Origin of the sequence: Nocardia sp. NPDC059180 (genome assembly GCF_042754945.1) — a bacterium.
Taxonomy (GTDB): Bacteria; Actinomycetota; Actinomycetes; order Mycobacteriales; family Mycobacteriaceae; genus Nocardia.
Window position 1 is genome coordinate 1060004 of sequence record NZ_JBHZBU010000001.1, and the last position, 13189, is coordinate 1073192.

Sequence of the window (13189 nt, forward strand, 5' to 3'; positions counted from 1 at the left end):
AGGCCCTACTTCGCGTAGGTGCTGACCATCTCGCTGAGCACATCCAGCTGGGTGCGTACGCTTTCGCTGTCGTTGTCGACCAGCCAGCGCAGCACGATCCCATCGATCACGCTGAGGGTGAATCGCGAAAGGGTCTGTACCGGCACCGACCATTCCGTCGACGTGGCGTCGCGGGCATGGTCGAGGATGTCGGCGACCGTCGAATCGTTGAACGCGTACTGTTCCCGCGCGATCGCCAATTTCGCCGGCGTCTGTTCCCCCTCGCGCAGTGCGTAGGTGGTGGTTTCGTAGGTGAGCAGCTGACGTTCCGGCGTGGCTTCGATGTTGAGCCACATGAGTTCCAAGCCTGCGCGCACCAAAGATTGCAGCGCCGTTTTTCCGGTCCCGGCGTCCTGCCATACCGTTTCATTGGCGTCGACGGAATCGCGCAATTCCATCGAGAGCGCTTTGACCAGCTCGGTCATCAGCGCGTCCTTGTTTTCGAAACAGTAATGCACCACACCTAGCGACACGCCTGCCGCTTGCGCGACATCGCGCGTGGTCACGCCCGCTACACCCTTTTTCTCGGCAAGGCCGATCGCCGCCTCGATAAGGTGGGCCCGTCGTTCTTCGACGCTCAATCGGGAGGACACCTGAGCGAGTTAAGCGCTCGCGGCCCGATCAGTCAATTCGCCGACCCGGAAAATTGGTACTGGACGCATGTCCAGATGTGTGGTTCGCTGCCATCGGATCGAAGGGAGTCTGTGATGTCGGTAACGCGCAGGACCATGCTCGCCAGGACGGCCGTGGGTTCGGCCGCCCTTGCGGCGGTGCCCGGGCTGTCGGGTGTGTTCGCGGCATCCGCGCAGGCGGCACCCGGCGAGTACGAGATCGGCGCGGGTCTATCCGATATCACCGGCCCGGCCGCGGAGTGCGGCATGATGGGCTACTCCCAGCAGGAGCAGACCACCGCGGGCATTCATCTGCGACCGCGCGCCAGGGCGTTCATCATCGGCGCCGGTGGTCGCCGGATCGTCTACGTCGTCGCCGACAACGGCATGATCTTCCAATCCGTGCACCGCGGCGTCATGCTCGAACTCGCCAATCGGTTCGGTGATCTGTACACCGAGCAGAACGTGCTGCTGACCTCGACGCATTCGCACGCCACCTGCGGCGGTTCCGCCCACGACTACGCCTACAACCTGTCCATTCTCGGATTCCAGCAGCAGGTCTACGACGCCGAGGTGCAGGGCATCGTCGAGGCCATCGCCGCCGCGCACGCCGATCTGGGCCCCGGCTCACTCTCCCTCGGCCGCGCGCAGCTGCACGATGCCAGCGTCAACCGGTCCCGAATCGCCTTCGACCGCAATCCCGAAGCCGATAAGCAGCACTTCCCGAACGCCATCGACCCGGCGGTCACGGTGCTGTCGTTGCGTAAAGGCGGGCGCGAGGTCGGCGCCATCACCTGGTTCGCCACCCACAACACCTCGATGACCAACGAGAACCGCTTGATCAGTTCGGATAACAAGGGTTACGCCTCGTTCAGCTTCGAACACACCGAACACGGCGTGCGATATCTGGACGGCCGGGCCGACTTCATCGCGGCCTTCGCGCAGACCAATTCCGGTGATATGTCACCGAATCTGAATCTGCGGCCGGGTTCCGGACCGACCGACAACGAATTCGACAACACGCGCATCCTCGGTGATCGACAGTATCGCGCCGCGAAGTCCGCGCTGTCATCGGCGGATTCGATCAGCGGCCCGGTGGACGCGATGCTGTGCTACATCGATCTGGCCGATATCGCAGTCGACGGCCGCTTCACGCCCGACGGCCGACCACGTCGTACCTCGCCGGCCGCCGCGGGTGTTTCGCTCATCGCGGGCAGTGTGGAGGACGGCCCCGGCTTGCCGGGTGGACCGGTTCCGGAGGGCGTCACCAACCCGTTGCTGTCCGCGCTCGGTGATCCGAACGCTCCCGCGCCTGCCTGGCTCGCCGACGCGCAGGCACCCAAGGCGATCGCCGCGCCGCTGGGTCTGTTGCCGCCGGTGCCGTGGGTGCCGAATGTGCTGCCGATCCAACTGGTCCGGATCGGTGAGCTGTATCTGGCGGCGGCGGGTGGTGAGTTCACCGTCGTCTCCGGTCTGCGGGTGCGTCAGGCGGTTGCGGCGGCGCTCGGTGTGGACATCGAGCAGGTGCTGATGCAGGGGTACGCCAATGCCTATCACGAGTATGTGACCACGCCGCAGGAGTACGACGCCCAGCAGTACGAGGGTGCATCGACGCTGTACGGCCGCTACACCCTGTGCGCCTACCAGCAGGAATTCACCCGGCTGGCAACGGCCTTCGCGGCTCGTCAGCAGATCGCGCGCGGCCCGGCGCCACGGGATGTATCCGCGCTACAGCCGAATTTCGTGCCGGCGCCCGGCCCCGATGCCACGCCGCTGGGCCGTAATTTCGGCGATGTGCAGGTGCAACCGGCGCCCACGTGTGCACCCGGAACCCGCGCCGAAGTCGAGTTCGTCTCGGCGCATCCGAAACACAACCCGCGCCGAGGCGGCACCTTCCTCGAGGTGCAGCGGCGCACGGGTTCCGGTCGCTGGGAGCGGGTGGCCAATGAAGGTGAATGGGCGGTGCGGTTCCATTGGAGCTCACCTGGACCCGGCATCTCGGTGGCCCGATTCACCTGGGATATTCCGAGCGATGTGGGGCGCGGCCGCTACCGCTTCCAGCATTTCGCCGATCGGCTGGGTACGGACGGATCGCTGACGCCGATCGTCGGGACGAGCGACGAGTTCGATATCGCCTGACGGGGGGCGACGATCGTGGCGTTCTAGAGCCCGGTCTGTGCACCCTTGTCGCCACGGCGCGCACCGCGACGCTGGATGAAGAAGATCGTGTACCCGAGCAACCCGACCGCGAGCCCCATCAGACAGACCGGGCGCGCAGCCTCCCATCGGTCTCCGCTCAGGAACACCACCACAGTGGCCAACGCCCACAGCGCACTGCCGACCGCAAGGACAGGCCGGGGATCGGTGAGGCGCGGCGGGATTTGCGGAACCTTCTGGGTCACGCTGCCAGGTTAGTGGACGGTGTCGGCGATATCGGATGTCAGCGTGCGCATGGCCGCATCGAACGCGGGGTTGCGCACGAGTGGCTCTGCCGGGTCAGCCCGTCGAAAAAGCCTGCGCATGGCCGAAGCGAATGCGGAGGTATGCGGAGCGGGCGAACATGCGTGAACTCGGGGCACTGTCCCGTATCGTGCACAACTGTGACAACGCCATCGGATGTTCGGGAGCTCGCGGGTGAGCTGTCGCTGGCGGTCGTGCGTTTGACGCGGCATCTGCGCGGGCGACGGACCGATTCGCAGATCTCGCTGACCCAGCTATCGGTGCTGGCCACCCTGCACCGTGATGGTGCCATGACCCCGGGTGCTCTCGCGGCCAGGGAGCGGGTGCAGCCGCCGTCGATGACCAGGGTCATCGCCTCGCTCACCGATCTCGGTTTGGTGGCGCGCAAACCGCACCCGACCGACGGACGGCAGATCATCGTGTCGCTGTCGTCGACCGGCCGCGCGCTGATCGCCGACGAGGCCAGCGCGCGCGAGGCGTGGATGACCGATCAGCTGTCCAGCCTGACGCCGGACCAGATCGATGTGCTCTCGCGGGCGGTCACAATCATGAAACAGATCGTCGCCGAATCCGAGTGACAGTTCCGGGCTAGCGTGCGCCGAATGGCTGATCCGAGTCCACGATGTCCTTGCCCAGCGGGAACAGCGCCAGCGGGATCAGCTTCAGGTTTGCCCAGCCGAACGGAATCCCGATGATCGAGATGAACAGCGGGATGCTGGTGAGCAGATGGCCGAGCGCCAGCCACCAGCCCGCGACCACGAACCAGATGATGTTGCCGATCAGCGAGCCCGCACCGGCGCCCGGCTTGTCCACGGTGGTGCGGCCGAACGGCCACAGTACGTAGGCGGCATTGCGCAGCGAGGCGACGCCGAACGGGATGGTGATGATGAGGATGAAGCAGATCACGGCCGCGATCAGGTAGCCGATCGCCATCCAGAATCCGGCGAAGATCAGCCAGAGGATATTGAGGATGAGCCGGATCACCTGCATGACTCGAGCATGCCAGGACCGACCGGGTTTCGCACCCCCTCTGAGGCCCTGGTGTGCACTTGCTCAGAAGAACCAGCCGAGTTCGGCATCGCGTTCGGCGGCGAATGCCTGGTCCACGGCACGCACCACTCCGGAATCCTTGGCACGCAGTCGGTTCGCGGCGGCGAACACCCGCGCCGGATGCGCTCCCAGATACAGGCTGCCCAGCACATCGATCCCGAGTTCCAGCTCGGCCTCGCGGTCGGTCGGTGCGCATTCGGCGACGCCGTCGCGGACCCGCAGCGCGAAGGTGCCGCCTGCCTCGCGGAAGGGGTCGTGCACCGCGAGCACGACGTCAAGATCGGATTGATAGGCACGCGCTGACAGGGCGGCGGAAACGTCCATGAGTCGCAACCACAATCCGTCGTAGCGGCCGGTGGTGCGGACCAGTCGAGGATCGGTGAGCAGATATTCGAGCGGATCGCCGTCGGTGACCACAGCCTCGATCCGATCCACCAGGTCCAGGCCGAGCAGGGCGCGCCACAGCGCGGCGTGCGCGTCGGTGGTCACTGTCCGCAGCTCTACGACCTCGACCACCGAACCGTCGGCGCCGTGGCGGTAGCGGTACAGCGCGTAACCGTCGGGATGCAGCAGCACGAACAGGTCGGTCCCGCCGCCGCGGAAACGTTCGGGGTCACCGAAGCGGATCGCCCAGGCGGCCTCGGGACGCACCTGCGCACCAGGGACGATGCGACGCCAGCGGTCGTAGACGGCCAGGATCGCTGCTTTCGCGGCGGGCAGCGACACCAGCTCGACCCCACCCGGATCCGGTGCCGACGACAGGAATACCGCCGCACGCCGATCCACCCGGATACTCTTCTCGACCACGGCCGGCCCGTAGCCGAAGCGCCCGTAGATCCCGCCCTCACTGGCGGTGAATATGGTCAGCGGCAGACCGGCGGCCTCGGTCCGGCGATGCTGTTCGGTGTACATGGCGCGCAGGATGCCGCGGCGCCGATGGGTGGGCGCGACGACGACGCCCGAGATCCCGGCGGCGGCGACTTCGTGGCCACCGGGGACGGTGAGCGTCATCGTGGCGGACTGGGTGTGCCCGACGACCCGGCCACCGGTCTCGGCGACCAGCGCCTGATCCAGCGGGAACAGTTGCGGACTGTGTTCGTCTTCCTCCGGCGAGGTGCGCGTCGCGAAACTCACCTCGAGCAGGAGCTTGATGGCGTCGGAGTCGGCTGGTGTCGCCGCGCGGATCACGACGGCGTCCTGGATGGCCATGTACCGACGATGCCATCTCGACGGTCGGACGCGCACTCGATTTCTTTGCGATCATGCCGGTGAGAGTCCCGGCGAGGATGCTCATGGTTTCACGCGTCGCCGACCTGATAGCTGGGAACCGACGGCCTGCGACGCGTTCGGAAGCTCGCTGTTGCGGTGTCGCGTGCTCCGGAATATAGTCCGCCGCATCGAGAATTTGGTCATTGGTCCAACATTGTCGGAGGGGCTGTCATGTGGCACTGCCGGAGCCTGTCTCGGTGGCACGTGGATCGGTCCGGAAGACGGCGGTAGTTCATGAACAGCCTGCTGCACAAGAGATTCCCGCATCTGTCGCTGCCCTATGACCGGCTCGGCGACGGTCCGACGCCCGTGCGTGAACTCGACTGGCGAGGATTGCGCTCGCAGGTCTGGGTGAAGGACGAGAGCGGGTACGGCAGTGGCGGGTGGGGTGGCAACAAGGTGCGGAAGCTGGAATGGCTGTTGCCCGACGCGCATCGGCGCGGCACCCATACGATCCTGACCGTCGGCGGCCTCGGCACCAACTGGGGCCTGGCCACAGCACTGTACGCCCGTGCGTACGGCATCCACACCGCGCTGGGGTTGATCGACCAGCCCGTCGACGACCACATCCGTCGTCAACTGCAGCGGCTGCGTGAGTCTGGCGCGTCACTGCACTTCGCGCACTCCAAGGCCCGCCTGATCGCCATCGCGCCGTGGCTGTTCGTGCGGCATTCACACCGGTGCCGGCCGCCGCACTACCTGCCTGCCGGTGGCTCGTCGGCGCTGGGCGTGCTCGGTCATGTGGAGACGGCACTGGAGCTGGCCGATCAGGTCGCCTCCGGCGCCGTGCCCGAGCCCGGATACATCGTGACGGCGGTCGGCTCCGGCGGCACTGCGGCGGGCCTCTCGCTCGGCCTGCGGCTGGCCGGGCTGCGCACCCGGGTACTCGGCGTGGTCGTCAACGACACGCTGCAGCTCGACAGCGTTACCCTCACCCGCTTGGCCGGCAAGACGGCCCGTCTACTGAACTCCCATGGTGCACCCGTAGACGACGCCGCGGCGGACATCGATACCGAGTACGGCTGGCTCGGGCCGGGGTACGGGCACGTGACGACCGCCGCGGCGGAGGCGGCCCAGGTGGCAGCCGCCGCCGGTCTTGCACTCGAGATGACATACACGGCGAAGGCGTTCGCAGCGTTGATCGACCTCGACAGGGCCGGCCGTTTCGCCACCGAGCCGGTGGTCTTCCTCAACACACACGGACCCCGATGAATCCACACTGATTCTGGTGGGGCCGCACGTTTCGGGGTGGGTCGGGCCGGACGCCGCGCGATTGGCAGGATATCGGCTGTGGCGGTGGTTGTGGATATCGACGAGGTGAGCGATCCCCGGGTCGACGACTTCCGGGATCTGAAGTCGGTCGATCGCAGGCCCGACCGTCCCGGCGGCAAGGGGCTGGTGATCGCCGAGGGCGTGGTGGTCGTGCGGCGGATGCTGGAGTCTTCGTTCCGTCCGCACGCACTGCTCGGGACGGCGAAGCGACGCGAGGAGCTGGCGGCCGACCTCGAGGACAGCGATGCGCCCTACTACCAGGCCTCGGCCGAGGTCATGGCCGAGGTGGTGGGCTTCCACCTCAACCGCGGGGTGCTCGCCGTCGCGCACCGGCCACCCGAACGCACTCTCGACGAGGTCATCGCAGGCGCGCGCACAGTCGCCGTCCTCGAGGGGGTGAACGACCACGAGAATCTCGGCTCGATGTTCCGCAATGCGGCCGGGCTCGGCGCCGACGCCATCCTGTTCGGCGAACGCTGCGCCGACCCGCTGTATCGACGGGCGGTCCGGGTGTCGATGGGGCATGTGCTGCGGGTGCCGTTCGCGCGCGTCCCGGACTGGCCCGACGGCCTGGACATCCTGCGCCGTGAGGGGTTTCAGATCATCGCGCTGACCCCGAATCCGGCGGCGGTGAATCTCGCGACGGCCATGACCGGCGATCGGGTAGCGCTGCTGCTCGGCGCCGAAGGCCCAGGCCTGACGGAGGCGGCCATGGCGGCCACCGATGTCCGCGCGCGTATCCCGATGAGCCCCGGCACCGATTCGCTGAATGTGGCGACCGCGGCCGCGATGGCGTTCTATGAGCGTGTGAGGACGACATGAGCGATCTGTCGAACAGCCCCTACGACCCGTACCACGACTGCCAGGACCCGACCCCGTGGTCGGCGGGTATCACCGTGACGGTGCTGGTCGCGGCCCTGACGACGGTCGCGGTCTACGCCTTCGGCGCCGCCCTGGCCGAGGTCCATCCGCTGCTGTCGGTGGCGGTCAATCTGGTCGCGGTCGGCGGGGTGGCACCCACCGCATGGCGCTGGCGGTCTGCACCGGTCACCCGCTGGGTGCTCGCGGGCGGCGCGATCGGGGTCCTGCTGGCGTGGCTCGGGCTGCTGCTCGGCGGCTAGTCAGGCCGGTTGCGGGGACACCTCGTCGTCCATGATGTGCATATCGCCGCCGACCCCGATGAACGCGGTCGGGGTGAGCCCGAACATCGCCCGGAACGTATCGCTGAAATGCGAGGGTGAGGCGAAACCGGCGTCGACCGCGGCGCGGGTCAGATCATGCCCGGCCGCATAGGATCTCGCCACCTGCAACATGCGGGCCCATTGGACGTAGCGCCGGAAACTGGTGCCGGTCTGCTCGGTGAAGGTGCGCAGGAAATGCGAGGTGGAAAGCCCGGCGAGCCCGGCGCTTTCCGGCGCGCGCTGTGGCCGGGCCGGATCGGCGCGGATGGCGGCGGCGACCGCGGCGATCCGTGGGTCACGCACCGCGGGCACGGGGATACTGGCCAGCTCCAGCAGCTGTCCGATATCGGGTTCCGGGTCCCGGCACAGTGCGACGATGTCGGCCTCGTTGGCGTGGTCGACCGAATACCCGCCGATCGACCGGCTCATCCCGCCCAGGCATCGGGCCACCCGCGCGGAGGTCGGATCGAAGAAGCAGAACAACATCCGGCCGTCGCTGTCGACCAGATGATGGGTCACCCTGGCGCGGAACAGGAAGCTACGCGCGGTGATATCCGGCCCGTCACCGACCCGTACCCGAAACGGCGCGTCGATGCCGACGCCGAGTGAAGCGATCGCGGTGGAATGCGCGGCCAGCCCGAGGCTCGGCCCCAGATAGACCGCATGGCCCGGCCGCAGCCACAGCTTCGCCACGGACGATTCGGCGCACGTTTCCGGAAGTGCCGACCGTGTCATGGGCGCGACGATACTCGGGCGGCGTCACGCACGGGCGCCCGTCAGCAGGAACCACTCGTCGCCGCTACCGCCGCGACCAGGGACAACGAGCAGGAGGCGTCGATGACCACCGACCGAACCGAACCCGTGACGAGCCCATCTCCGATCGCCCTGCGCGAAGCCACCGTCGACGGCGCCAGGCTCCGCTACGCCGAAGCCGGGACCGGTGATCCGCTGGTGCTGTTGCACGGCTGGCCGGAAAGCCATCTGGCCTGGGAGCATCAGATCGAGTCGCTGTCGCAGCTGCGCCGGGTGATCGCCCCGGACTGGTTCGGCTGGGGCGAATCCACCCGCGACACCGCGTTGAGCTGTGACTACGACAGCGAAGTCGACCGCATCGCCCGGATGTTCGACGCGCTCGGGCTCGATCGGGTCGATCTGGCCTGTCACGATTACGGCGGCTTTCTCGGGCTCGGGTTCGTACAGCGGTATCCCGAGCGGGTCCGTCGCTTCGCGCTTCTCAATTCGCGCGCCCACCGCACCTTCAACCCGCCGTTCTACCTGCTGTTCGGGATGTTCACCGTGGCCGCGCGGCACCGATTCAGCCGGCCGCTGCTCACCGCCGCTCCGATCTACTGGGTGCACCGCTGGGGGATGGCCGGCTATCTGCGCAACGGCACCTTCGATCTCGCTCGGCTCGACCGCTATCTGCAGGTGCTCCGCACACCGGAGGGGCGCCGCTGGTACGCCCATTTCTGGGCGGGCTATCAAGTGCGTGAGCGGCCGGAACTGGCGGTGCGGCTGGCCGAGATCACCTGCCCGACCACCATCATCTGGGGCACCCGCGAGCCCGCCATCCCGATCACCACCGCCGAGCAGCTCGTCCGCGATATCGACAGCGCCGAGCTCGTGCGCATCGACGCCGACCATTTCCTGATGGAACAGCGCCCCGACGAGGTCTCCGAAGCACTACGCCGCTGGCTGCTACGGCCGGCCCGATGAACCTCATCCCACCGGATCCCCACGGCGCAACCACGACAGCAGCCCGCGACGGGTTTTACCGTTTGCGATATGCGGCCGGCTCTCGGCGGTGAGCGCCGCGGGATCGGGTGCGTGGCCCTTCGGGTACAGCGTGAAGCCGCATACCGAGAGATCGCCGGGTAGCAGTGCGCCGTCGGCGGCCGGTGCGCGGTAATGGAAACCGAGCCATTCGTTATTGGCCGCGTCGGCGAAATCGGGGGGATCGAACGGCAGAATCTGCGGGTCGGGCATATCGCCGACCTGCAATCGGACCGGATGCTCACCGGCCCAATAGGAACGCTCCCACACCAGCGGCAGGCCCTCGTCTTCGAGGATGTTCACCCGGTTGGCGCTGAACGCGCGCCGGAATTCACCACGCTCCCAATGCGCGAACGAACCCCAGCGGTGCGCGGTGTCGAAGGCGATCAGATAGGTGTGCTCGGAGGCCAGCGGCCGGATCAGCGGCGCGGGTAGCGCGGTCGGCCGCACCCGCGCCATCTGCGGCGAACACACCACGGTCACACCGGGATAGCAGCCGATGTACACCTCGTCGGCGTCGGGTCCGGCGCAGCCGCCGAGGGTGCCGACCATGATCGGCACCACGTCGCTGTCGGGGTGTAGTTGTTCGGCCAGTGCTCGCGCGGCATCAGGATCGGAGGCATGGTCCTCGCGCAGCACCGCCGCCGGATCGGGTGCGTCGACGTACCAGAGTGACGAAGCCTTGGACAGCATTTTTCGGCACCTCCCGAGTTGCACGAAAGAGCTCCGCGAACTTCGGGCAATGCACGGTGCGCCGAACGCGTTCCGTGCATCGCCCTCGCCGACCGCAGCCGACAACACACCGAAAAATCTACCCGCCCCCGCCGCACGATGCTGCGGCTTTGCCCGTTACGACATCGGCGTGCCTGCGCCGACGCGGGCTCAGTGACCGGAGCTGCGAACTCCGAGCAACACGTCTTCCCATGACGGCATGGGCGCCTTGCCGCGCTTGGTGCGAGCGGGCTTGGCGGCCTTGCCGCTACCCGTCTTGGCGTCGTCTGCGGCGTTCTTGGCCTCGGGCTCGACCGATTCCGTTGCCGCGGCGGGGGCCTCGGGTGCCTCGGCCGGGGTGCGCTCGACGGTGGTCTCGGTGCGTCCGTTGGATTCGGCACTGGTCTCGACGTCGGTGCGCGCGGCGGGCTCGGCCTCGACGCGTCCACCCGCGGTCGGCGCCTTGGGGGCGGCCGCTGTGGCACCGGCGGCCGAACCACCTGCCGCCGGAATCGGACCCGTCGTCCCCGCGGCAGGCAGTGCCGTGGCACCGCCCGCGGCGACCGCGCGCTGCTCGTAGAACTCTTCGAGCGCAGGCTGATTCTGCGGGAGGGCGGCGGTTTCGCGCGGCTGCCTCGGCTCGGCCTGCGGTTCGACCGGCGCAGGTGCCTCCGGCTCCTCCGGCAGGATGGTGGCCAGACCGCGCAGCGCGCGCCCGAAATCGGGATCGATCAGATCTGCGGCGGGATCATCGAGCGGGGACACCGTGCCGCCGTGTGCGTCCGGCTGGTACCGCCAATGCGCGGCGATCTCCGAACGCCCGTTCTGCCACTGCAGCTGGGCGACCCAGAAACCCTTCTCGTCTTTCCAGGCATCCCATTCGGCGTTTTCCAAAGTGTGCCCGCGGGCGGTGAACGCGGCGGTGACGACATCGATGAGAATTTCCACCGCGGGGCCGTCGGGCCGCACCGGATGGGCCTTCTGTGCCAGTTCGGCGGCGCGGGCCCGTTCCAGCAGAACCGGGTAGGCGAAGCGTTCGACCCGGCTGGCGGGCATGCCGGATTCGTCGGTGACCTGGGCTACGGAGGCACCGGCGCGGATACGGGCCTGGATATCGCGTGGTCGCATAGTCGCTTCCATTTCGATCTCGATCTGGCCGAATCGGGCAAGGTCTCCGCGGGCGGCGGCACGCAGTTTGTCATCGGCGGGAAGCCGGAATTTCTGGCCGCTTTCGGTGTCCACACAGACGATATGGGCGGAATCGGGCGTCACGCCGATCACTCGAAGTTCACGCACCGTTACCTCCTTATCGCGTCGGCTCGCGACACCGCCCACGTTCTGGAACAGTAGTGCACTTCTGTAAATCACGCCGCAAGACACGCGGCATCGAAATCTACCCCTATCGCGCCCCGCACGGCTAATCTGCTCTATTCCGTTGCGAACCAAGAAGTTTCCCCCGCTTGACAAAAAGAGAACCCGCCACGCGGTCGGCGCGGCGGGTTCTCCCTGGTTTCGACAGGCTCAGGCGAGCTTTTCCACGACCCAGTCGACGGCCTTGGTCAGCTGGGTGACGTCCTCGGGATCGATGGCCGGGAACATGCCGATACGCAGCTGGTTACGGCCCAGCTTGCGGTACGGCTCGGTGTCGACGATGCCGTTGGCGCGCAGCACCTTGGCCACCGCGGCGGCATCGACCGAATCGGCGAAGTCGATGGTGCCGACGACCTGCGAGCGGTGCGCCGGATCGGTGACGTACGGGGTGGCGTACTCACTCGACTCGGCCCACGAGTACAGCCGCGAGGACGAATCCAGGGTCCGCTTGACCGCCCAGTCGAGGCCGCCGTTGCCGTTGAGCCATTCGATCTGGTCGGCGAACAGCAGCAGGGTGGCCAGCGCCGGGGTGTTGTAGGTCTGGTCCTTGGTGCTGTTGTCGATCGCGATCGGCAGCGACAGGAAATCGGGAGTCCAGCGACCCGAGGACTTGATCTCCTCGACGCGAGCCAACGCGGCCGGGCTCATCAGCGCGACCCACAGGCCACCGTCGGCGGCGAAGCACTTCTGCGGCGCGAAGTAGTAGACGTCGGCGTCGGTGATGTTCACCGGAAGGCCGCCCGCGCCGGAGGTGGCATCGATGGCGATGAGTGCGTTCTCCGAACCGGCCGGACGCTGCACCGGGATGGACACACCGGTGGAGGTCTCGTTGTGGGCCCAGCCGATGAGGTCGACCGAAGGATCGGAGACCGGCTCAGGCGCGCTGCCCGGATCGGCCGAGACGACGATCGGGTCGCCGATGAACGGGTTGTTCTTGGCCACCGAGGCGAACTTCGAGCTGAACTCACCGTTGGTCAGGTGCAGCGAACGCTCCCGGATCAGGCCGAACGCCGCGGCGTCCCAGAACGCGGTGGTGCCACCGTTGCCGAGCACGACCTCGTAGCCGTCGGGCAGCGAGAACAGTTCGCGCAGACCCGAGCGCACCCGCGCGACGACATCCTTGACCGGCTTCTGCCGATGGCTGGTTCCGAACACCGAGGCGCCCACCTCGACCAGGGACCGCAACTGCTCCGGTCGCACCTTGGAGGGTCCGCAGCCGAAACGTCCGTCGGCGGGCTTGAGGTCGTCGGGAATGGTCGGGAACGCACTGGTCATGGCGAACAGCGTAGTCGCGGTATCGCTGTGGTGTGTACCACCCTCCGGCTAACCTGAACCCTCATGAGCATGCTGTCGGCAAACTCCGGGCGGCGATCACACAGAAGACTCGGGCTGCGGTCCTCGCGTGCCGCGCGGCGGGGTCGACGGAGCAGGTCGCGGGCAACGGCGTCGGGG

Annotated in this window: 14 protein-coding genes; 6 read left to right on the top strand and 8 right to left on the bottom strand. The window is 67.5% G+C overall.

Annotated elements, in window-relative coordinates; all coding sequences use genetic code 11:
• Positions 1 to 5: 5 nt before the first annotated feature.
• The gene (locus ACFXNW_RS05000) at positions 6 to 632 is read right to left on the bottom strand and encodes a TetR/AcrR family transcriptional regulator (RefSeq protein WP_379415939.1); all 627 of its coding nucleotides are present in this window, start codon (positions 630 to 632) and stop codon (positions 6 to 8) included.
• A 114-nt stretch (positions 633 to 746) separates the two neighbouring features.
• On the opposite strand from ACFXNW_RS05000, the gene ACFXNW_RS05005 reads away from it, so the two are divergent.
• Positions 747 to 2789 carry a neutral/alkaline ceramidase gene (locus ACFXNW_RS05005; protein ID WP_379415940.1) on the top strand — a complete coding sequence of 681 codons (2043 nt, stop codon included), beginning with the start codon at positions 747 to 749 and terminating at the stop codon, positions 2787 to 2789.
• Positions 2790 to 2812: 23 nt separating this feature from the next.
• Here the strand turns inward: ACFXNW_RS05005 and ACFXNW_RS05010 are convergent, their stop codons facing one another.
• Positions 2813 to 3052 carry a DUF2530 domain-containing protein gene (locus ACFXNW_RS05010; RefSeq protein ID WP_379415941.1) on the bottom strand — a complete coding sequence of 80 codons (240 nt, stop codon included), beginning with the start codon at positions 3050 to 3052 and terminating at the stop codon, positions 2813 to 2815.
• A gap of 198 nt (positions 3053 to 3250) precedes the next feature.
• Here ACFXNW_RS05010 and ACFXNW_RS05015 point away from each other — a divergent pair, with 198 nt between their 5' ends.
• Positions 3251 to 3688 carry a MarR family winged helix-turn-helix transcriptional regulator gene (locus ACFXNW_RS05015; RefSeq protein WP_379415943.1) on the top strand — a complete coding sequence of 146 codons (438 nt, stop codon included), beginning with the start codon at positions 3251 to 3253 and terminating at the stop codon, positions 3686 to 3688.
• Positions 3689 to 3698: 10 nt separating this feature from the next.
• Here the strand turns inward: ACFXNW_RS05015 and ACFXNW_RS05020 are convergent, their stop codons facing one another.
• Entirely contained in the window at positions 3699 to 4100 is a 402-nt protein-coding gene (locus ACFXNW_RS05020) for a YccF domain-containing protein (protein WP_379415944.1), read from the bottom strand.
• 63 nt (positions 4101 to 4163) lie between these two features.
• Entirely contained in the window at positions 4164 to 5369 is a 1206-nt protein-coding gene (locus ACFXNW_RS05025; protein WP_379415945.1) for a GNAT family N-acetyltransferase, read from the bottom strand.
• 294 nt (positions 5370 to 5663) lie between these two features.
• Here ACFXNW_RS05025 and ACFXNW_RS05030 point away from each other — a divergent pair, with 294 nt between their 5' ends.
• From ACFXNW_RS05030 to ACFXNW_RS05040, 3 genes are all read left to right on the top strand, one after another.
• Positions 5664 to 6641 (top strand): 1-aminocyclopropane-1-carboxylate deaminase/D-cysteine desulfhydrase, encoded by a 978-nt coding sequence (locus ACFXNW_RS05030; RefSeq protein WP_379415947.1) that lies wholly within the window; start codon positions 5664 to 5666, stop codon positions 6639 to 6641.
• A 78-nt stretch (positions 6642 to 6719) separates the two neighbouring features.
• Positions 6720 to 7523, top strand: a complete 804-nt coding sequence (locus tag ACFXNW_RS05035) for a TrmH family RNA methyltransferase (protein ID WP_379415948.1) — start codon at positions 6720 to 6722, stop codon at positions 7521 to 7523.
• On the top strand, positions 7520 to 7822 hold the full coding sequence (locus ACFXNW_RS05040; protein ID WP_379415950.1) for a DUF2537 domain-containing protein: 303 nt from the start codon (positions 7520 to 7522) through the stop codon (positions 7820 to 7822). The genes ACFXNW_RS05035 and ACFXNW_RS05040 overlap by 4 nt, the downstream gene beginning before the upstream one ends.
• On the opposite strand, the gene ACFXNW_RS05045 is transcribed toward ACFXNW_RS05040, so the two are convergent.
• On the bottom strand, positions 7823 to 8617 hold the full coding sequence (locus ACFXNW_RS05045; protein WP_379415951.1) for a helix-turn-helix domain-containing protein: 795 nt from the start codon (positions 8615 to 8617) through the stop codon (positions 7823 to 7825).
• A gap of 102 nt (positions 8618 to 8719) precedes the next feature.
• Between ACFXNW_RS05045 and ACFXNW_RS05050 the strand changes: the two genes are divergently transcribed.
• Positions 8720 to 9598 carry an alpha/beta fold hydrolase gene (locus ACFXNW_RS05050; RefSeq protein WP_379415952.1) on the top strand — a complete coding sequence of 293 codons (879 nt, stop codon included), beginning with the start codon at positions 8720 to 8722 and terminating at the stop codon, positions 9596 to 9598.
• Positions 9599 to 9601: 3 nt separating this feature from the next.
• On the opposite strand, the gene ACFXNW_RS05055 is transcribed toward ACFXNW_RS05050, so the two are convergent.
• The 3 genes from ACFXNW_RS05055 to serC all read right to left on the bottom strand — a co-directional run bounded on the left by ACFXNW_RS05055 (position 9602) and on the right by serC (position 13012).
• On the bottom strand, positions 9602 to 10348 hold the full coding sequence (locus ACFXNW_RS05055) for a DUF6928 family protein (RefSeq protein WP_379415953.1): 747 nt from the start codon (positions 10346 to 10348) through the stop codon (positions 9602 to 9604).
• Between the two features lie 189 nt (positions 10349 to 10537).
• The gene (gene sepH, locus ACFXNW_RS05060) at positions 10538 to 11662 is read right to left on the bottom strand and encodes a septation protein SepH (protein ID WP_379415954.1); all 1125 of its coding nucleotides are present in this window, start codon (positions 11660 to 11662) and stop codon (positions 10538 to 10540) included.
• Positions 11663 to 11887: 225 nt separating this feature from the next.
• The gene (gene serC, locus ACFXNW_RS05065; RefSeq protein ID WP_379415955.1) at positions 11888 to 13012 is read right to left on the bottom strand and encodes a phosphoserine transaminase; all 1125 of its coding nucleotides are present in this window, start codon (positions 13010 to 13012) and stop codon (positions 11888 to 11890) included.
• Positions 13013 to 13189: the final 177 nt, after the last annotated feature.